Annotated in this window: 17 protein-coding genes; 7 read left to right on the top strand and 10 right to left on the bottom strand. The window is 62.5% G+C overall.

All coding sequences use genetic code 11. The annotated features are described in order from the left end of the window. The 4 genes from BMY84_RS05910 to BMY84_RS05925 all read left to right on the top strand — a co-directional run. On the top strand, positions 1-1,296 hold a 1,296-nt coding region (locus tag BMY84_RS05910; protein ID WP_143074994.1), incomplete at its 5' end, for an IS66 family transposase. After that, positions 1,241-2,749, top strand: a complete 1,509-nt coding sequence (locus BMY84_RS05915; protein WP_218146918.1) for an SMEK domain-containing protein — start codon at positions 1,241-1,243, stop codon at positions 2,747-2,749. The genes BMY84_RS05910 and BMY84_RS05915, both read left to right, overlap by 56 nt. Beyond that, entirely contained in the window at positions 2,746-4,155 is a 1,410-nt protein-coding gene (locus tag BMY84_RS05920) for an argonaute/piwi family protein (protein WP_093081848.1), read from the top strand. The genes BMY84_RS05915 and BMY84_RS05920 overlap by 4 nt, the downstream gene beginning before the upstream one ends. Before the next feature lie 47 nt (positions 4,156-4,202). Continuing rightward, positions 4,203-4,664, top strand: coding sequence for an AlbA family DNA-binding domain-containing protein (locus BMY84_RS05925; protein ID WP_093081851.1), 462 nt, complete (start codon positions 4,203-4,205; stop codon positions 4,662-4,664). On the opposite strand, the gene BMY84_RS05930 is transcribed toward BMY84_RS05925, so the two are convergent. After that, complete coding sequence (locus tag BMY84_RS05930) at positions 4,653-5,753, bottom strand: IS630 family transposase (protein WP_093081853.1); 1,101 nt, start codon at positions 5,751-5,753, stop codon at positions 4,653-4,655. The genes BMY84_RS05925 and BMY84_RS05930 overlap by 12 nt on opposite strands. 63 nt (positions 5,754-5,816) lie before the next feature. Between BMY84_RS05930 and BMY84_RS05935 the strand changes: the two genes are divergently transcribed. Then, positions 5,817-6,506, top strand: a complete 690-nt coding sequence (locus BMY84_RS05935; protein WP_093081856.1) for a hypothetical protein — start codon at positions 5,817-5,819, stop codon at positions 6,504-6,506. A gap of 39 nt (positions 6,507-6,545) precedes the next feature. Here the strand turns inward: BMY84_RS05935 and BMY84_RS05940 are convergent, their stop codons facing one another. Then, positions 6,546-7,190, bottom strand: a complete 645-nt coding sequence (locus BMY84_RS05940; protein ID WP_093081858.1) for a cation transporter — start codon at positions 7,188-7,190, stop codon at positions 6,546-6,548. A gap of 69 nt (positions 7,191-7,259) precedes the next feature. Between BMY84_RS05940 and BMY84_RS05945 the strand changes: the two genes are divergently transcribed. Then, a complete protein-coding gene (locus BMY84_RS05945) occupies positions 7,260-7,664 on the top strand; it encodes a MerR family transcriptional regulator (protein ID WP_093081860.1) in 405 nt (134 codons plus the stop codon). Here the strand turns inward: BMY84_RS05945 and BMY84_RS05950 are convergent. The 6 genes from BMY84_RS05950 to BMY84_RS05975 all read right to left on the bottom strand — a co-directional run bounded on the left by BMY84_RS05950 (position 7,651) and on the right by BMY84_RS05975 (position 14,430). Continuing rightward, positions 7,651-8,025 carry a copper-binding protein gene (locus tag BMY84_RS05950; RefSeq protein ID WP_093081863.1) on the bottom strand — a complete coding sequence of 125 codons (375 nt, stop codon included), beginning with the start codon at positions 8,023-8,025 and terminating at the stop codon, positions 7,651-7,653. The two genes, BMY84_RS05945 and BMY84_RS05950, sit on opposite strands and share 14 nt — an antisense overlap. Beyond that, positions 8,022-11,168: an efflux RND transporter permease subunit gene (locus tag BMY84_RS05955; protein ID WP_093081865.1), complete on the bottom strand. Its 3,147-nt coding sequence runs from the start codon at positions 11,166-11,168 to the stop codon at positions 8,022-8,024. The genes BMY84_RS05950 and BMY84_RS05955 overlap by 4 nt, the downstream gene beginning before the upstream one ends. Then, entirely contained in the window at positions 11,165-12,400 is a 1,236-nt protein-coding gene (locus BMY84_RS05960; RefSeq protein WP_093081868.1) for an efflux RND transporter periplasmic adaptor subunit, read from the bottom strand. Before BMY84_RS05960 ends, BMY84_RS05955 begins: the two co-directional genes overlap by 4 nt. Next, entirely contained in the window at positions 12,397-13,626 is a 1,230-nt protein-coding gene (locus tag BMY84_RS05965) for a TolC family protein (protein WP_177203938.1), read from the bottom strand. The genes BMY84_RS05960 and BMY84_RS05965 overlap by 4 nt, the downstream gene beginning before the upstream one ends. 87 nt (positions 13,627-13,713) lie before the next feature. After that, positions 13,714-13,950: a hypothetical protein gene (locus BMY84_RS05970; protein WP_093081873.1), complete on the bottom strand. Its 237-nt coding sequence runs from the start codon at positions 13,948-13,950 to the stop codon at positions 13,714-13,716. Positions 13,951-14,049: 99 nt separating this feature from the next. Further along, positions 14,050-14,430 (bottom strand): hypothetical protein, encoded by a 381-nt coding sequence (locus BMY84_RS05975; RefSeq protein WP_093081876.1) that lies wholly within the window; start codon positions 14,428-14,430, stop codon positions 14,050-14,052. Positions 14,431-15,321: 891 nt separating this feature from the next. Between BMY84_RS05975 and BMY84_RS05985 the strand changes: the two genes are divergently transcribed. Beyond that, entirely contained in the window at positions 15,322-15,720 is a 399-nt protein-coding gene (locus tag BMY84_RS05985; protein WP_093081881.1) for a helix-turn-helix transcriptional regulator, read from the top strand. Here the strand turns inward: BMY84_RS05985 and BMY84_RS05990 are convergent. Further along, positions 15,617-16,930, bottom strand: coding sequence for a tyrosine-type recombinase/integrase (locus BMY84_RS05990; protein WP_093081883.1), 1,314 nt, complete (start codon positions 16,928-16,930; stop codon positions 15,617-15,619). The two genes, BMY84_RS05985 and BMY84_RS05990, sit on opposite strands and share 104 nt — an antisense overlap. 292 nt (positions 16,931-17,222) lie before the next feature. After that, positions 17,223-18,782, bottom strand: a complete 1,560-nt coding sequence (gene guaA, locus BMY84_RS05995; RefSeq protein WP_093081886.1) for a glutamine-hydrolyzing GMP synthase — start codon at positions 18,780-18,782, stop codon at positions 17,223-17,225. Between the last annotated feature and the right edge of the window lie 8 nt (positions 18,783-18,790).

The following is an 18,790-nucleotide window of genomic DNA, read 5'->3' on the forward strand; positions in this document are numbered from 1 at the left end:
AAGGCCTTGCCCGAGCATCTGCCGCGCGAGCGCGTCGTCATCGCCGCGCCCGATGCCTGCCCCTGCTGCGGCTCGGAACGGCTGTGCAAGCTGGGCGAGGATATCACCGAGACGCTTGAGGTCGTGCCGCGACAGTGGAAGGTGGTCCAGACCGTGCGGGAGAAGTTCTCCTGCCGGGATTGTGAGAAGATCACGCAACCGCCGGCGCCGTTCCATGTGACGCCCCGCGGGCTCTTTGGTCCCAGCTTCCTGGCGATGCTGCTGTTCGAGAAGTTCGGTGCGCATCAACCGCTTAACCGCCAGCGTGATCGCTATGCCCGGGAAGGCGTGGACCTGAGCCTTTCCACTCTGGCCGATCAGGTCGGCATCTGCACCGCCGCGCTGATGCCGCTCTATCTGCTGATCGAAGCCCACGTCCTTGCCGCCGAGCGATTGCATGGCGACGATACGACGGTGCCAGTGCTGGCCAAGACCAAGACCGATACGGGCCGGATCTGGACCTATGTTCGGGATGATCGACCTTTTGGCGGACCGGCACCGCCCGCAGCGATCTTCCATTATTCCCGCGACCGGCGGGGCGAGCATCCTGTGGGCCATCTGCGCGGTTGGAGAGGCATTCTTCAGGCTGATGCCTATGCCGGCTATAATGCCCTGTTCCATGGCGACCGCCTGCCGGCGCCGCTAACCCGCGCCCTTTGCTGGAGCCACGCGCGCCGTTATTTCTTCGAGCTGGCCGATATCGCCGCGCAGCTCAAGAAGCGCCGAAAAAAGGCCGTTATCTCGCCGCTGGCGGTGGAGGCGGTTCGCCGTATCGACGCGATTTTCGATATCGAACGCGCCATCAACGGCAAGCCGGCACAGGAGCGCCTCGCCCTTCGGCAGGAACTCAGCGCACCGCTAGTTGCCGATATGGAAGAATGGATGCGCGACAACCGGTCAAAGCTGTCAAAGAACAGCGATGTGGCCGAGGCCATGGATTACATGCTCAAGGCATGGCCGGCCTTCACCGCGTTCCTCGATGACGGCCGCATCTGCCTCTCGAACAACGCGGCGGAACGCGCGCTCAGAGGCATAGCCCTTGGAAGAAAATCGTGGCTCTTCGCTGGTTCAGATCGTGGTGGCCAGCGCACCGCCTTCATGCTGAGCCTCATTGGCACGGCGAAGCTCAACAACATCGATCCGCAGGCTTGGCTTGCCGATGTGCTCAGCCGCATCGCCGACATCCCTCAGAACCGTCTCCATGAACTGCTGCCATGGAATTGGCGCGCCGCCGAAGATCAACGCGAAGCCGCCTGATCCGCGGCCTTCACCGAATGCCTACGCTGAAATGAGGCAGCTCGAGATTGAAAACCAGCTTCGGGACCTGGTGAGCCGCATCATCGTTCAGGTCGAGCTTGCCACGGCACAAGGGCGGACGGACATTAACCTGGCGCTCGAGGATGCCTTCATCCCGATCCTCAAGTCGGTCTACAACCTCCCGCACCTCGTCAACCTGAACCGAAAGCACAAGAATTTTCCTGGCATCGACCTGGGGGATGACCACGACCGTGTGGCGTTCCAGCTCACGTCCACGACGACGCTCGACAAGGTGAAATTCACCGTGCGCCAGTTCATGGAGCGCTCTTATTTCAATTCGTTCGACGAGCTGTTCATCCTGATGCTCGCCCGAAAGCAATCGTCCTACAGTCAGGCATCCGTGAACGAACTCCTGACCGACCAGTTCGCGTTTAACTGCAAGAAGCACATCATTGACCTTACTGATTTGCTCGGTCTCGTAGCGGGGCTACGGCTCGCGGCGCAGGAACGGGTGCTCGACGAATTCCGGCGCATCCTTGGCGAAGTCGATGCCTACGTCAGCTTCAGTTCGGAAAGCATCGCCGCGCCAACGGCGATCACGACAAATCTGCAGCAGATCCACCTGCCCGAAGCGGTCTACGTCGCCGAGCTGACGATCGACGACAAGGCGGTGATCGCGCAAGCGAAGGCACAGCTCGGCTACCGCGGAAAGGCGCGCGGCAGAAGGCCGATCGTCAAGATGGCGTTGCTGCTGAACGATGTGCACACCGACGCCTGGGTCCAACACGACAATAAGATCTTCTCGTTCCACGATATCGAGCGGAGCGGGCTGGTCAGCGTGGTGGACGAAGGATCGATCGAGCGGCTCGAGGTGTCCGATCTGGCCGATTCCACCGAGCTCGACAACGTCAACATCCTCAAGCAACTGCTCTCTGCCGAGACGCGCGAGCAACTCAAGCGGCGCCATGTCCGCATGCAAACAAAGCTCGGGTTCTTCTTCTTCGGCCCCACCGTCGATGGCCAACTCGAGCGCAAGGAGACCTGGATCGGTAAGAAGTCCGCGATCCGGCGGGTCTACGAGGTCAAGCACCAGCGCAAGGGCCCGACCAAGGTCGCCCACCACCAGCACCTGTCGTTCGACCTCACCTTCACGAGGTTGGGCGACGAATGGTATGCGCAGATCGTGCCCAGCTGGTATTATTCATACGACGGCTACCGGCAGTCCAACTGGCACGACGATCTGCTTTCGCAGCAGAAACGGCTCGAGCACAATTCGAGCGTCAGGAACATGGTGCGCTTCGTCGCATACTTCCTTTCAACGAGCGACGATGCCGAGAGCGACCTCCTTCATTTCCAGTCATTGGTCGAGTTCAACGCACTCGATGCCGATGAGGAAGATGTTGCGGACGCCGAGGCTCCCGCCAACGATATGGCAGAAGGTGCGGCGGCATGAGGCTCACGACACTTGCGGAACCGCTTCTGGAATTCGGCACCGGCACTCACATCTGCCCCCGCACGGGAATCGAGCACATGGGTGTCTACGACAAGCGGGATGAACTGCGCCGGACCGAGCTGCGGATCGGGGTGGTCGGCCGTGGCGAGGGCGTCGATCTCCTCGACGAATGGCTCGCGAAATGCCGCGACGGAATCGAGCGCAAGAAGGAGTCGAAGCTGCTGAACCTGTTCCGAGGCTTCGGCGGCATGAACCAAAGCCATGGTTTCCTGACGCGGCTCATCGACTCTCCCCAATATACCCGCACACTGAAGATGTCGGAGATCTCGAGCATCGTGAAGCTCGCATCGCGCGCCGAACGTGTGGAGCGGGCCGTCGAACTCTATTACGAGCAGATTCGCTTCCTCGCCGAAAACCGGTCCGTGGACGTCATCGTCTGCGTGATGCCGAACGAGATGTTCGACTCCGTCACGACCTCGGCGGCCGGAGACGACAAGGACGAGAGCGAGCTCGAGCACAACTTCAGACGCATCCTCAAGGCGAAGTGCATGCATCTCGGCACGCCACTGCAGCTCGTCCGCGAAAAGACCATCCTGATCACCAAGCAGGCGGGCGATCAGCAGGATCCAGCCACGAAGGCATGGAATTTCTGCACGGCGCTCTACTACAAGGGCAACCGGACCATCCCGTGGCGGTTGGTCGAGGACACGGCGAAGCTGCGGTCGTGCTACATCGGCGTCGGTTTCTATAAGAGCCGCGACGGCGAGACAGTCTCGTCGAGCCTGGCTCAGGTCTTCGATGAGTTTGGTCACGGGATTATCCTGCGCGGCACCCCGGTGTCGATCGACAAGAAAAACCGCCATCCCTACCTCAACGAGGATCAGGCATATGAGCTGCTCCGAGACGCGCTCGACGAATATGATCGCGCGCTTGAACACATGCCAGCCCGCATCGTGATCCACAAATCGAGCCAGTTCCGGGACAGCGAGCGCAAGGGCTTCCTGCGCGCCCTGGACGAGAAGGGCATCCGCTCGAAGGATTTCGTCGCGATCACCGACACCGACATCAGACTGTTCGGCGACAAGGACTATCCGCCGAAGCGGGGGACATTGCTGACGATCTCGGAAACCGAGGGTGTGCTCTATACGCGCGGTACCGTCGACTTCTATAAGACCTATCCGGGCATGTACGTGCCGAATCCACTGAAGATCACCGTTTACGACCAAGACTCGTCGCTGGAGATGCTCTGCAACGAGGTTCTGGGGCTTACAAAAATGAACTGGAACAATACGCAGATGGACGGCCGGCTGCCCATCACGCTGGAATGTGCCAGGAAGATCGGGGACATCATGAAGTATGTCAGCCCGACGGAAAAGCCGCAGGTCAGCTACAGCTTCTACATGTAGCGAAGCGCGGACCGACAGAGTTCGCAGCTTTGTAGGAATACAGGTTCATGCTTGAACAGCCCATCGACACCATCGACGAGGCCTCGCTTTTCCGCCTGATCGACAATCAGGTTGCCGAGGGGCGCGATCTTGATTTTAAACGGGACCTACCTGGCGGCAATGATGAGGAAACTCGAGAGTTTCTTGCCGACGTGACCGCTATGGCCAACGCCCAGGGCGGTCACATAATTTATGGAATTGAGGAAGACGCCGGCCTGGCCGTGCGACTGCCCGGCCTCGAGGTCGCGGACCCGGACGCGCAAATATTGCGGCTCGAGGGTAAGTTGCAAACTGGCGTCGATCCACGCCTCATCGGAGTCCAGACACATTGGGTGCAGCTCGCGAATGGTCGGGGCGCGATGATAATGCGCATCCCGGGTAGCTTAAGCGCCCCGCACCGGGTGACCTATAAGGGCAGCTCCCGCTTCTGGGGGCGCAATAGTCGCGGCAAATACGAGCTAGTGTCCTGATTCCGAAGTCTTTGGCATTTTGAGGGTTCGTAGGCAGAAACGGTTGATGCTGGCGAGAATGTCGTCGGCGGATTTGGTCCACCGGAAGGGCTTTGGCTCGGCGTTGGTGGCGGCGATGTAAGCGGCGATGGCGTCCTCGAGTTCGGCGGTGGAGCGATGGACGCCGCGGCGCAAGGCTTTGTCGGTGAGCAAGCCGAAGAACCGCTCGACCTGATTGATCCAGGAAGCCGAGGTCGGCGTGAAGTGGACATGCCATCTGGGTCGCTTGGCGAACCAGTTGCGGATCAAGGCGGTCTTGTGGGTTCCGGCGTTGTCCATGACGACGTGGATGTCGAGGTCGCTCGGAACCTGGGCCTCGACAGTGTCGAGGAACTTGCGGAACTCGCTGGCGCGATGACGCGCGAAGCAGCGGCCCACCACCGAGCCAGCCGCCACATCGAGGGCGGCGAACAGTGACAGCGTGCCGTGGCGCTTATAGTCATGGCTGCGCCGCTCGGCTTGACCTGGCCGCATCGGCAGCAGCGGCTGAGTACGGTCGAGCGCCTGGATCTGCGACTTCTCGTCGACGCACAGCACCATCGCCCGGTCTGGCGGGTCGAGATAGAGGCCCACAATGTCGCGCACCTTCTCCACGAACAAGGGATCGGTGGACAGCTTGAATGTCTCGCTGCGGTGCGGCTGCAGCCCGAACGCCTTCCAGATGTCGTGGATCGTGGAGGGCGCATAGCCCGTCGCCCTGGCCATCGAGCGCAGGCTCCAGTGTGTGGCTCCCTCAGGCATGGTCTCCAGCGTCAGGCGGATCGTCTCGGCGATCGCTTCGTCCCCGATCTTGCGCGGCGTGCCGGGCCGCGGCTCGTCATAGAGCCCGTCCAGCCGCCGCGCAGCGAAGCGCGCCCGCCACGTCCCGACCGTGTGCGGCGACACTCCGAGCCGGCCGGCGATCATCCGGTTCGTCTGCCCTTCCGATGCCAACAATACGATCCGCGCCCGCCGCGCTAGCGCCTGCGCCGTCTTATGGCCTCGCGTCAGCCCTACCAACTCCGCCCGCTCGGCCTCGTCCACCTCAATCGAAACCGCCTTGCCCTTCATCGCCTCGCCTCCGCTCAATCCTCACTAAAGAATGGCAGAAACTTCACGATCATAACACTAGATGTGCATGACCTGCGCCATGCCTTCACGCAATCGGCGCAGTTGCCCCAACAATTTCGTCAGCTCCATGCGGAAGCGATCGCCGCGTCGCAGGGCATCGATATGCCGTTCACAGTCGAAAGGGCGCCAACGGCTGTCGTGTCGGTCGCGCCGCTAGGCCTGTTCCGCGAGGATCGGAAGATCCCGATTACACGTGACCAGGCGGTTGTGCCGGTACGCGTCGGTGCCTTCACGGCGCTCGACACGATAGAAGGCGTTTTGATGCACGCTCCAGTCGATGAGACCGGATCGGTCGGCGCTTACGCTCTCACCTATCGCGCTGGTCGCACCGACTCTGCCTTCGTGATCGGCGGGGTGCGACAGGGCAACGGCGGCCAGGAGCTTCACGTGGTGTGGCCGGCGACCTTTGAACAGGGGTTACGAGCGATGGCGACTGCAACCCAAATGCAACTCCATCAATTCGGGATCGATGGCCCTTGGGTGGTGCTTACTAGCGTCTATGGCGTGAAAGGCTACAATATGATCCTTGGCGACGGATATCCGACCAATGTTGCCTTCCGCGATCATGTCCTACTTGGGCAAAACATCATCGAGCGCATCGACGATGCTGCCTTGATGCCAATCGCCGAAGCGTTTTGGCTGCTCTTCGGAATTCATCGACCGGATGGCCGCGCTTTCGGTGCCGAACGCTAACTATAGGCGTATCGCTTCTCGTTCTTCGCTATTCCCCCGTCACCCTGATTGCGCCGGCCCCGGCCGCTCTGCGCGCAGCTCGTCAGCCGACTGCCGCACAATCTGCCATCCGCCGCTGATCCCCAGAGCCGCCATGACGAAGGCGACCAACAGATCAGGGAGGCCGCTGCCCGACCAGAGCACGGCCATGCCCGCAGCAATCACGAGCACGTTGTTGATCGCGTCGTTGCGCGAGCAAATCCAGACCGAGCGCATGTTCGCATCGCCAGTTCGGTAGCGATAGAGCATCAGAGCGACCGAGAGATTGACCAGCAATGCGATGAACCCGACGATTCCCATGGCGAAGGGATCTGGCGTTGCGCCATGCACGACGCCCCAGACCGCTGACGCCAGCACCCCGAAACCGAACAACAATATGGTCACGCCCTTCACCAAAGCGGATCGTGCCCGCCACTGCGCGGTGAGGCCGGCCACTCCGAGGCTGATCGCATAGTTGGCGGCATCGCCAAGAAAATCGAGCGCATCGGCCTGGAGCGACCGCGAGTGCGCCATCACGCCGGCCACGATCTCCGCCGCGAACATGGCGGCGTTGAGGCCAAGCGCGATCCACAGCACCCTCCGCCAGCGCGGGTCGTTCAATGTTTTCTGGGTACCGCAAGCGCTGGCGCAGCAATCATCGGCCATCCGGAATCCTTTGCGCGATTTCCGCTTCGGCCTCCCCTATGCACCCTCTAGCAACTATAGGGTCAAGCGATGAAAATCGGCGAACTGGCGAACGCGACCGGGACGAAGGTCGAGACGATCCGCTATTATGAGCAATCAGGGCTGCTTTCCGCTCCGGCCCGGACGCATGGCAACTATCGCAACTACGGCCCCGATGATCTCGCCCGATTATCGTTCATCCGCCGCGCGCGCGATCTCGGTTTCTCGATCGAGCAGGTGCGCGCGCTGCTCGACCTGTCAGATGACCGCACGCGTGACTGCGCGACGGTTGATCACATTGCCAGCGAGCATCTGCGCGAGGTCGACCGCAAGATTGCCGACCTGACCGCGCTCCGGCGCGAGTTGAGCGCGGTCATTGCGTCGTGCGATGGCGGCACCGTTGCCGAATGCTGCATCATCGAGGCGCTGGGGCCAGCTGACCTTATTGCTTCGTGATCGCCGTCACTTCGCCGGCGGTCCCCTTGACCGTCACGTCGAAGGCAACCTTGTCGCCGACCGCGACGCTGCTCAGCAGTTCCGGCTTTGCTGCGAACGTCATCGTCATCGCCGGCCAGCCAACCTCGGGAATGGGTCCGTGACTGAGCGTGATCTTGCCCGCCGACTTGTCGATCGCCGTCACCGTGCCGGTGCCCTTGCCAATCTTGGCCTCCGCAGGCATCGCCATATTGCCCATGTTGGCGGCAGCATTGGTCGCGTTGGGTTCGCTTGCAGCCGTATCATTGGTCGCCCCCTTCTGGCCGCACGCGGACAGCAGGACGGCTGCGGCAAAAGCAGCGGTCAGGTATAGAGGCTTCATCGGTCTTCTCCTTCTACAGTGGGAACGGGTGCGGACCGCCGCCGCATCAGCAGATAAGCGGCGGGGATCACGAACATCGACAGCAGCGGGGCGGTAAGCATGCCGCCGATCATCGGCGCGGCAATCCGGCTCATCACTTCCGAACCGGTGCCGGTGCCGAGCAGGATCGGCAGCAGGCCGGCGAGGATCACCGCGACCGTCATCGCCTTGGGCCGGACGCGAAGCAGTGCGCCCTCGCGCACCGCACCTTCGACCTGTTCTGCCCCGGGGGCGTCGCCACGCTCGGCGAGCGCCTGCTTCAGATAGATCAGCATCACCACGCCGAACTCGGCAGCGACGCCGGCAAGCGCGATGAATCCGACCCCGGTCGCGACCGACTGGTTGAAGCCGAGCAGCCACAACAGCCAGACTCCGCCAGTGAGCGCGAACGGCAAGGTCGCCATGATCAGCACCGCCTCATCGAGCCGCCGGAAGGTCAAATAGAGCAGCAGGAAAATGATCGCGAGCGTTGCCGGCACGACGATCTTGAGCCGCTCCATCGCGCGTTCGAGGAATTCGAACTGGCCGGTGAACGCGATGCTGACGCCGGTCGGGAGCGGGACTTTTGCCGCGATGGCGTGCTGGAGATCGCCGACCACATCGGTCAGCGCCCGCCCGCGTGCATCGACATAGATCCAGGTGGCGGGGCGGCCATTCTCGCTGCGAAGCATCGGCGGACCCGCGACGATGCGTATATCGGCCACCGTGCCCAAGGTGATCTGCTGGCGTGATGGGGTCAGGACCGGCAGATTGACCAGCTTGTCGGGGCTGTCGCGCAACTCACGCGGATAGCGCACGCTGATCGGATAGCGCGCCAACCCCTCGACCGTCTGGCCGATTGCCTCGCCGCCGATCGCGCCCGACACCACGTCCTGCACGTCGGCGACATTCATGCCGTATCGCGCCGCTGCGGCACGATTGATCTGGACGTCGATATAGCGCCCACCGGTCAGCCGCTCGGCCAGCGCCGAGCTGACGCCGGGAACAGTTTTGGCCACGGCTTCGATTTGCTGGGCGGTGCGATCGATCTCGGCGAGGTTCGAGCCTGAGACCTTGATACCGATCGGACTCTTGATACCAGTCGCGAGCATGTCGATGCGGTTGCGGATCGGCGGGATCCAGAAATTAGCGAGACCCGGCACCTTCACGCGGGCATCGAGCTCGTCGATCAGCTTCGTCTGGGTCATGCCTGGCCGCCACTGATCCTTGGGCTTGAACCGGATCGTCGTCTCGAACATCTCGAGCGGCGCCGGATCGGTCGCGGTCTCGGCCCGCCCGGCCTTGCCGAACACGCTGTCCACTTCGGGCACGGTCTTGATCAGCCGGTCGGTCTGCTGGAGCAGTTGCGCGGCTTTGGCCGTCGAGATGCCCGGCAATGCCGAGGGCATGTAGAGCAGGTCGCCTTCGTTCATCTGCGGCATGAATTCACCGCCCGTTCGGCTGATCGGAATGATGCTCGAGGCGAACACCAGGCCCGCGATCAGCAGCGTCGTTTTTGGGCGTCTCAGCACCCAGTCGAGCAGTGGCCGATAACCCCGCGCGAGCCAGCGGTTGACCGGATTGACGTCCTCGCCCGGGATGCGGCCGCGGATCAGCCAGCCCATCAGCACCGGTACCAGCGTGATCGAGAGGATCGCTGCGCCGGCCATCGCATAGGTCTTGGTGAAAGCGAGCGGCGCGAACAGCCGGCCTTCCTGCCCCTGGAGCGAAAAGATCGGGATGAACGAAAAGGTGATGATGAGCAGGCTGAGAAACAGCGCCGGGCCGACTTCGGCGGCGGCGCCGGTGATCACCCGCCAGCGTTCGTCGCCCTTCAACTCCTCGCCAGGATGATCATGCACCCAGCGTTCGAGGTGCTTGTGGGCATTCTCGATCATCACCACTGCGGCATCGACCATCGCCCCGATCGCGATGGCAATGCCACCAAGCGACATGATGTTGGCGTTGACCCCCTGGACGCGCATCACCACGAACGCGGCGAGGATACCGAGCGGAAGCGTGAGGATCGCGACCAGTGCCGAGCGGACGTGCCAGAGGAACAGCGCGCAGACGAGTGCGACGACAAGGAACTCCTCGAACAGCTTGCCGGTCAGATTGTCGACGGCGCGGTCGATCAGCCCCGAGCGGTCATAGGTGGTGACCACCTCGACGCCGGGCGGCAGGCTCTTGCGCAGCTCGTCCAGCTTGGCCTTGACGCCCTCGATGACCTCACGGGCATTCTTGCCCTGGCGCATGACGATGACGCCGCCGGCGACTTCCCCTTCGCCGTTCAGCTCGGCGACACCGCGCCGCATCTCCGGACCGATCTGGACCGTCGCCACATCGCCCAACGTCACCGGCACGCCGCCAGCGGCGGTGCGGATCGGTACATTGCGGAAATCGTCTAGCGAGGCGAGATAGCCGGTCGCGCGCACAACATATTCAGCCTCGGCCATCTCGACCACCGAGCCGCCCGTTTCCGAATTGGCCCGCTTCAATGCCTCGGTCACCTCAGCCTGAGTGACTCCGTAGGAGATCAGCTTCTGCGGATCGACCACCACCTGATATTGTTTGACCATGCCGCCGATGCTGGCGACCTCGGCGACGCCTGGGACGGACTTGAGCTCGTAGCGCAGAAACCAGTCCTGCAAGCTGCGTAGTTGCTGAAGATCGTGGCGGCCGGTCCTGTCGACCAGCGCATATTCGTAGATCCAGCCGACCCCTGTCGCGTCAGGGCCGAGCGAGGCGGTCGCGCCCGGCGGCAGCTTGCCCTGCACCTGGCTCAGATATTCGAGCACGCGGCTGCGCGCCCAATAAAGGTCGGTGCCGTCATCGAACAGCACATAGACGAAGCTGTCGCCGACGAACGAATAGCCGCGCACGACACGCGCGCCCGGCACCGACAGCATCGTGGTCGCCAGCGGATAGGTGACTTGGTTCTCGACGATCTGCGGCGCCTGGCCCGGATAGGAGGTGCGGATGATCACCTGGACGTCGGAGAGGTCAGGCAGAGCATCGACAGGCGTCGTTCTCACGGCACCGATACCAATCGCCACCAGCGCGAGCGCGGCCAGCAGAACGAAGCCGCGCGCCCTGACCGAGGCACGGATAATGCGTTCGATCATTGGCCACCGCCAATCGGCCGAACCGTGATGCCGGTAAGGCTGGCCTCGGAATCGAGCAGGAACTGGCCCGAGGCGACGATCTTCTCGCCCGGCGACAGTCCGGCAAGAACCTCGGTCTGTCCGTCGGCATCACGGCCGATGCGGACTTCGGCCGGGTGATAGCGGCCGTCGCCGGTGGCGAGCATGACGAGCGTGCGCGTACCGGTGCGGATCACCGCTTCGCTCGGCACCAGCAGCGCTGGCTTGGCATCGCCCCCAAGCACTACGGCCGCGAACATGCCCGGGCGGAGCCCACCGCCGCGGTTCGGCAATTCGATGCGGACCGTCAGCGTGCGGCTGTCGGCCTGCGCGGTCGGCAGGATCGCAATCACCCGCCCGCCAAATGTCTCTCCCGGGAAGCTGGTCAGCGTCGCACTGGCATTCTGGCCGATGCGGACATCGCCCGCACGCGCCTCGGGCACGGCGGCGTTGAGCCACACGGTGCCAAGGCCGCTGATCTGCGCCAGCGTCTGGCCCATGGCGAGCGTAACGCCCGGACGAGCGTCGAGCGTCTGAATGACGCCAGAGATCGGTGTGGTGATCGTTACCACGCCGTTCGGCCGGCCAGTCCGCTCGACAGTCGTGATCAGCCCGTCCGACATCCCTAGCAGTTTGAGCCGCTGGCGGGCGGCTGCGGTCAGGTCGGGCTTGCCGAGCTTGCGCACGCTCAGGAACTCGGTTTGCGCGCCACCCCAGTCGGGCAGCGACAGGTCGGCGATCGGCGCGCCCGCGCGCACCACATCGCCCGGCGCGCGGGCATAGACCTTTTGGACGAACCCGCCTGAGCGCGCCTGGATGATCGCAACATCGCGCTGGTTGAAGTCGACCGTAGCCGTGACGTCGAGCGTCGCAGCGAGGCTTCCCATCTTCGCCTCGACGACACGAAGCCCAAGGTTCTGGCGTGCCGCCGGGTCGATGGTCACGCCCGGCGCGGCGCCAGCGCTTCCGTCATCGGTGTATTTGGGGACCAGCTGCATGTCCATGAACGGCGACTTGCCCGGCTTGTCGAACTTCTGGTTCGGGAACATCGGGTCGTAATAATAGAGGACCTTCTGGCCATCCGCGCTGACCGTGGTGGCGGGTGCCGGGGCTTGGCCACGGTTGCCGATCCAATAGCCCGCCCCGCCCGCCGCCAGCGCCATCGCCAGCAGCGATCCGCACCATCGGAACGCCTGATTTCTGTCGAGCGTCATGGCCGCTCCTCCCCATAAGTGATGGTGATCCGGATCGCGTCGCGCGCGACATCGGCTTCGCGATTGAGCGTTTCGACCTCGGCTTCGGCGAGCGCGAGGGTCGACATGAGCGCGGTACCGAGATCGAGCTTGCCCGCGGCATAGCTGTCCCGGTCCAGCTCGGCGCGGCGCTTCGCCAGCGGCACAAGCGTCGTACGCGCATTGCTCCACCGCTCATGGTGCATGATATGGTCGGCGAGATCAGCTTCGAGCGCCGCCGCTAGTTCGCGCCGCAGCGCTTCGCGGTCGAGCCGGCTGCCCCGCGCCATGCTCGTGCTGGCGTCGATCTTCGGATTCTGACGCTTGCCGGCGAACAGCGGCAGGTCGATCGACACGCCAACCGATGCCATGTCGCCAAACCGAGGATCGCGCCGGCCATAGGAGGCGCCGACCCGCCAGTCAGGCCGTTTGTCAGCACGGGCGAGCCGCACATCGGCGTCGGCGCCGGCAATCCGCGCATCCTGCGCGCGCAACGCTGGCAGCGCATCGATCCCGGCACGCAAGGCGGCCGGGTCGACGTCGAGCATCGGCGGATCGCCCAAAACCTCGGGGTTCGGATCGCCAGTGTAGCGCGCTAGCCGTGCGCGCGCCTGGGCGATCACCGCGACCATCTCGGCGCGGCGGTCGGCGACCGCAGCGCGAAGCTGCTCGGGTTCGAGTGCCTGGCTCGGCCGCGCGCTTCCCGAAGCAAGCCGCGCGGTCACTGTCTTCTGGAGATCGTCGAGGCTCGCTGTCAGCAGATCGAGCTGCGCGAGCCGACGCTCGCCATAATAGAGATCGATCCAGGCGAGTGCTGTTTCGAGCTGCACGGTGCGTGCCTCGACCAGTTCGCCAGCTTCCGCGATCCCGATATCGGCGGTGGCGCGTTCGGCGCGCGCGTGGCGCTTTGCGAGGTTGGGAAACTGTTGGCTGAACCCAATTGTCGCCGTGGTGAAATCGTCGCGTGTGAAGCTGCCGGCATTGGGGCCGGTCACCGGGAAGCCCGAGACGCCGAGGTCGAGCGTCGGATCGGGCAGCCGGCCGGCTGCGATCGCCGACGAGCGGGCAGCGTCGGTCGACACGGCGCGCGCCTTGAGGCTGGGCGCATTGGCCGCCGAGCGTGTCAGCGCTTCGGCATAGGTCAAGGGGTCGGCCAATGCCGTTGACGGCAGCGCGATGACCGCGCTCCCCAACAGGACCGAATACATGGAGAGTCTCATGATAGCCTCCTCGCGGACGGACTCGGATCGACCGCCCGCTGCCGGCGCCGAAACGCAAGCAGCGGGCGGAGACTGTCAGCCCTTGTTGGAGGGGGCGGCTGACATCATCCGGCCGTCACTGCATTCAGGCATCGCCATGCACGCGGCCATGCGCTGCTCGGCGTGTCGCTGGGTGCGTGCCGCCCACCAGGCTTGCTGTGCCTGACGCTCCTGTGCCGAGATCGTGGGGATGCCCTTGCTCGATTGGGCATAAACGGCCGGTGCGGCCAGCATTGTCGCTGCCAGCACGGCAGCCATGATCGTCTTGGTCATTGAGATTTCCTTGAGTGAATCGCAGTCGATGCACGCGCGGTTCGATCGCGGCCGCCGTCCGAAGACGGCACAGCCGGTCAGCCGCGCGAGCGCGAAGGTTCAGCCAAGGAGCGTGGGTGGTTCCGGTTCGGGTGCGACGTCGCGCCCGGCGAGCATCGCCGTCGACGGCGAGAATTGGTGCGCGGTAGCCTGATGTCGGGTCGCACCAGCCGAGTCTGGCGTCTTCATCGCCAGCATCGCGGCGCACGCCGTCATCGCCATACAGCCGGGCGCCTTGTCTTTGCCGGACTTGTGACTGGCATCGCTCTTTGCGCTGCAGTCGGCGCAGCTCTTAGCCATCGAGCAATCGGGCATGTCCGCCATCGCAATGGCCGACTGGCCCTGCGTCATAAGGATGCACGGTGCGGCCACGGCCACGCCGTTTCCGGCAAGACCGAACAGCAGCCCGAGGCACAGCAGATGGCGAAGTAGCTTCAGCACGGTCTCTTGATGCGTTGCAACATGATGGGAGTCAATTCGGAGCACACGCTATCATGGTTACGAACCTAGCAGTGGCCGCCTCACATCGGGCCCGAACCCAGAGCCAAAAACAGATGCGATGACCCCATATTCCCAACCCGCGGCTCTCGATGACAATGCCCGCTTTTGAAATCGAGACGGCATTCGTGTGCGGCACGATATTCGGTCGGATCGACGATCTAGATTTGGCGATCCTGCGAGGGACTGTCACCCGGCCGTCTCAAGGCAGGTGTCGCTTCAACTCACTGAATCGAATTCGCCGTGCTTGGCGCGCCTAGGACCCGTCGGTTTCCTTCTTGGTCGCTGCTGGATCTGTCGGAGCGCTATCGATCAAGATTTGAGCGAAGTCCGTGAGATCTCCCAGCATTATTCGGGCCTCACCTATTGAAACAGGGCGCCCAATTCGAGCCTGAAAGAGCACCCGCGCCTCCTCGACGAGGCCATCCGAAAAAGCACTCCGGCGTGCGATACGAGGACCATCTAGCATACTATCTCCGGCATCTGGGATTATGCGAATTTGTCGGGGCCGATCGCGAGGCTAGAATAGTTCGCGATCAATTGCCGTGAAATTCAACACTCTTCTAGACAACCCAATTCGTCGTGAGTGTTCGTGCCAAATAGCCACTCCGGCACAGACTTTCCCGTAACGTGAATGGAGATCGTTGTGCCCGACACATCTGCCCTAATCGGGCTTTTAGGCCGGCTCGGATGCCAAATTATGACAGTAAAGATCTTTGTAAAAAAGGGGTGTTCGATTCCCGTAGGGCTCCCCTTTTCGCAAACTCGAACCGCTAAATCGCTTGGTTTACCGAGGCTCGTTGACCCCGAACTGCACGATTGACCGGCACGTTAATGCCGAGATCGGCACAGCTATACCCTAGTCATTGCAGCGTCCGAGCCGATGTGTTGCAGTATCGGACGGAGGAACTTCGGAGCAACGCAGTGCCCGGCGAACTGGATGATACACCGCGGCGCGTAGTAACGCGAAAAGAACTACATCGGTTAGTGCCGCTTGGAGACACTACCATTTGGGAGCTTGAGCAACGGGGAGAATTCCCCCGCCGATTTCCGCTCACACCGCGATGCATCGTTTGGGATCTCGCAGAAGTGGAAGCTTGGCTTCAAAGTCGAATGGCGGCCGGCAAACTCAAAGCGTCCGCTCCAAGGCCGGCACCTGATGTTCGTAGTCGCCGGACTCGCCCGGTGAAAGGGCGGGATCAAACTCCGGCAACGATATCGACGGAGGAATAAGGACAGCCACCCGCTTCCTCCCGGCGACCCAGGCATCGACGATGTCCGCCCACTCCTGCATCATGTGTCGACGTTGATGCTCATATTCCGCTTTGTTGTACACGCCTCTGGACGACCGGCCGTCCTCGTGCGCAAGGCACTTCTCCACCCAGTCGCTGTTGAAGCCAAGTTCGTTGAGAAGCGTCGACGCGGTCCTTCGAAGATCGTGGACCGTAAAAGGCTCAAGCGGAAGCTTGTCCCTCTTGGCACGCTCTACCACCGCGTAGGTTACGCGATTGAATGTCGCGCGCGACATGGGAGCGCCGGCCTCGTAGCGCGACGGCAGAAGATAAGGGGAATTGCCCGCGCAGGTCTTGAGAGCGATGAGGATATCTAGGCTCTGACGGGATAGATAGACATTGTGTGGCTTGGAACGCTTCATCCGCTCCTTTGGAATACTCCAGACCGCGTTCTCGAAGTCCACCTCATCCCAGGTCGCGTCCTGGAGCTCGCTCTTTCGAACCATGGTCAGCAGATAAAATTTCATGCCAAGCCTGATGGTGGGGAGCGTAGCAACATGCTCGAGTTCGCGCAGCATGATGCGGATCTCCGTGGGCGAGAGTGATCGATCCTTCGGGACGAACGTAGCGATGGCGGCGGGGCCGACCTCGTCTGCGGGATTGGCCGCCTTCGATCCATTTAGGCGAGCAAAGACATAAATCTGCTTCAAGATGTCGCGGGCATGGATCGCGGTAGCAGGAGCGCCCCGATCGACGATCTTGCCGCAGAATGCACGCAGATCATCGGGCGTGATCTCGCCAAGTTGCCGCTTCCCCCATGCCGGCTTGAGTTCTCGGTCGTAGATGGCACGGCGCATGGCTTTGGTGCTGTCAGCCATGCGCGCTTTCGCGAACCACTGCTCGGCATGCTCTCCGAAGGTCTTTGCCCCTCTCTGTCGCCGCTTCTCGCGCTGCTTCTCTTGAGCGGGCGATCGCCCCTCTGAAACCGTCCGCTTCGCGTCAACGAGTTTCTCCCGGGCCAACGCGAGAGACAAGCCAGAACCACCGTAAGTTCCAAAGGTTAGCGTCTCCCGACGGCCGTTCAGACGGTAGTCGAAACGGAAGGACAACACGCCTGTGATGCTCACATGGACGTAGAGCCCGTCCCTGTCTGCAACCTTGTACGATTTTTCCTTTGGTTTTAGTTGCTTAAGAGCGAAATCAGTAAGCACAGCAAGGCACTCCCGGAGGCGTAATACCGTCAGGCGATTTTTGAGGCTCGGAGAGGATTTCTTGGTTACATTTCAGTCATTTAAGGCCGAAACCAATACCGTCAACCGCGTCTATGTGCTGACGGTATCACGTTTTTGGAGAGTGGCAAGACTAGCGGATACCGTCTCGGATACCGTCATTTTGAAGCGCTGGATAGCGATAGACAGCGAAAGACTGCGATAATAAAATATTTTCTATCAGAGGCTTAGCCGAAAGACCTGAAAGACCGCGATAGGCCCCGGAAGGCCAAAATCATTCCCACTCGATCGTGCCGGGGGGCTTGCTGGTGTAATCATACACCACGCGGTTGATGCCCTTCACCTCATTGATGATGCGGGTCGCGACGCGGCTGAGGAAAGCGGCGTCGAAGGGGTAGATGTCGGCGGTCATGCCGTCGGTCGAGGTGACGGCGCGGACGGCGCAGACGCTGTCATAGGTGCGATAGTCGCCCATGACGCCCACGGTGCGGACCGGCAGCAGCACGGCGAAGGCCTGCCAGATGGCGTCATAGAGGCCCGCGTTGCGGATTTCCTCCAGATAGATGAAGTCCGCCTTGCGCAAAATGTCGCAGCGTTCCTTGGTGACTTCGCCGGGGATGCGGATGGCAAGGCCGGGTCCGGGGAAAGGATGGCGGCCGACGAAGATGTCGGGCAGGCCCAGTTCCTTGCCCAACACGCGCACTTCGTCCTTGAACAGTTCGCGTAAAGGCTCGACCAGCTTCATGTTCATGCGTTCGGGCAGGCCGCCGACATTATGGTGCGACTTGATCGTGACCGAAGGGCCGCCGGTGAAGCTGACGCTTTCGATGACGTCGGGATAGAGGGTGCCCTGCGCCAGATAATCGGCGCCGCCGATCTTCGCGGCTTCCTCTTCGAACACGGCGATGAATTCGCCACCGATGAACTTGCGCTTCTTTTCCGGATCGGTGAGGCCGGCCAGGCCGCCCAGGAAGCGTTCCTCCGCGTTCACATGCACCAGCTTGATGCCATAATGTTCGCGGAACAGGCTGACCACCTGTTCGGCTTCGCCCAGACGCATCAGGCCATGGTCGACGAAGACGCAGGTGAGTTGGTCGCCGATCGCTTCGTGAATGAGGACGGCCGCGACCGCGCTGTCGACGCCGCCGGACAAGCCGCAGATCACCCGGCCTTCGCCGACCTGCGCGCGGATCTCGGCGATCTTGGTGGCGCGGAATTCGGCCATGGTCCAGTCACCGGCCAGACCGCAGACATGGCGGACGAAATTGGCGAGCAGCTTGGCGCCGTCCGGGGTGTGGACGACTTCGGGATGGAATTGGGTGGCGTAGAAGCGCTTGGCTTCGTTCGCTGTGACGGCATAGGGCGCGCCCTCGCTGGTCGCCACGACCTCGAAGCCGGGCGCAAGTTGCGTCACCTTGTCGCCATGGCTCATCCAGACCTGATGGTTTTCACCGGTGGTCCACAGGCCGTCGAACAGGGCGCAGCCCTTCTTCACCTCGATGAAGGCGCGGCCGAATTCGCCGCTTTCGCCGCCTTCGACATTGCCGCCCAACTGCTGCATCATGGTCTGCTGGCCGTAGCAGATGCCCAGGATCGGGATGCCAGCGTCAAAGAAATGCTGCGGGGCGCGGGGGCTGTCTTCCCACATGACCGAGGAGGGGCCGCCCGAGAGGATGATGCCCTTGGGCTTCATGCGCTCGAACGCTTCGGCGGCGGCGTTGAAAGGGGCGATCTCGGAATAGACGCCGGCTTCGCGGACGCGGCGGGCGATGAGCTGTGTCACCTGACTGCCGAAATCCACGATGAGGATGAAATCCTGAAGGGGCAGCGTCATCGAATCGC

The organism is Sphingobium sp. AP50 (assembly GCF_900109095.1).
GTDB lineage: Bacteria > Pseudomonadota > Alphaproteobacteria > Sphingomonadales > Sphingomonadaceae > Sphingobium.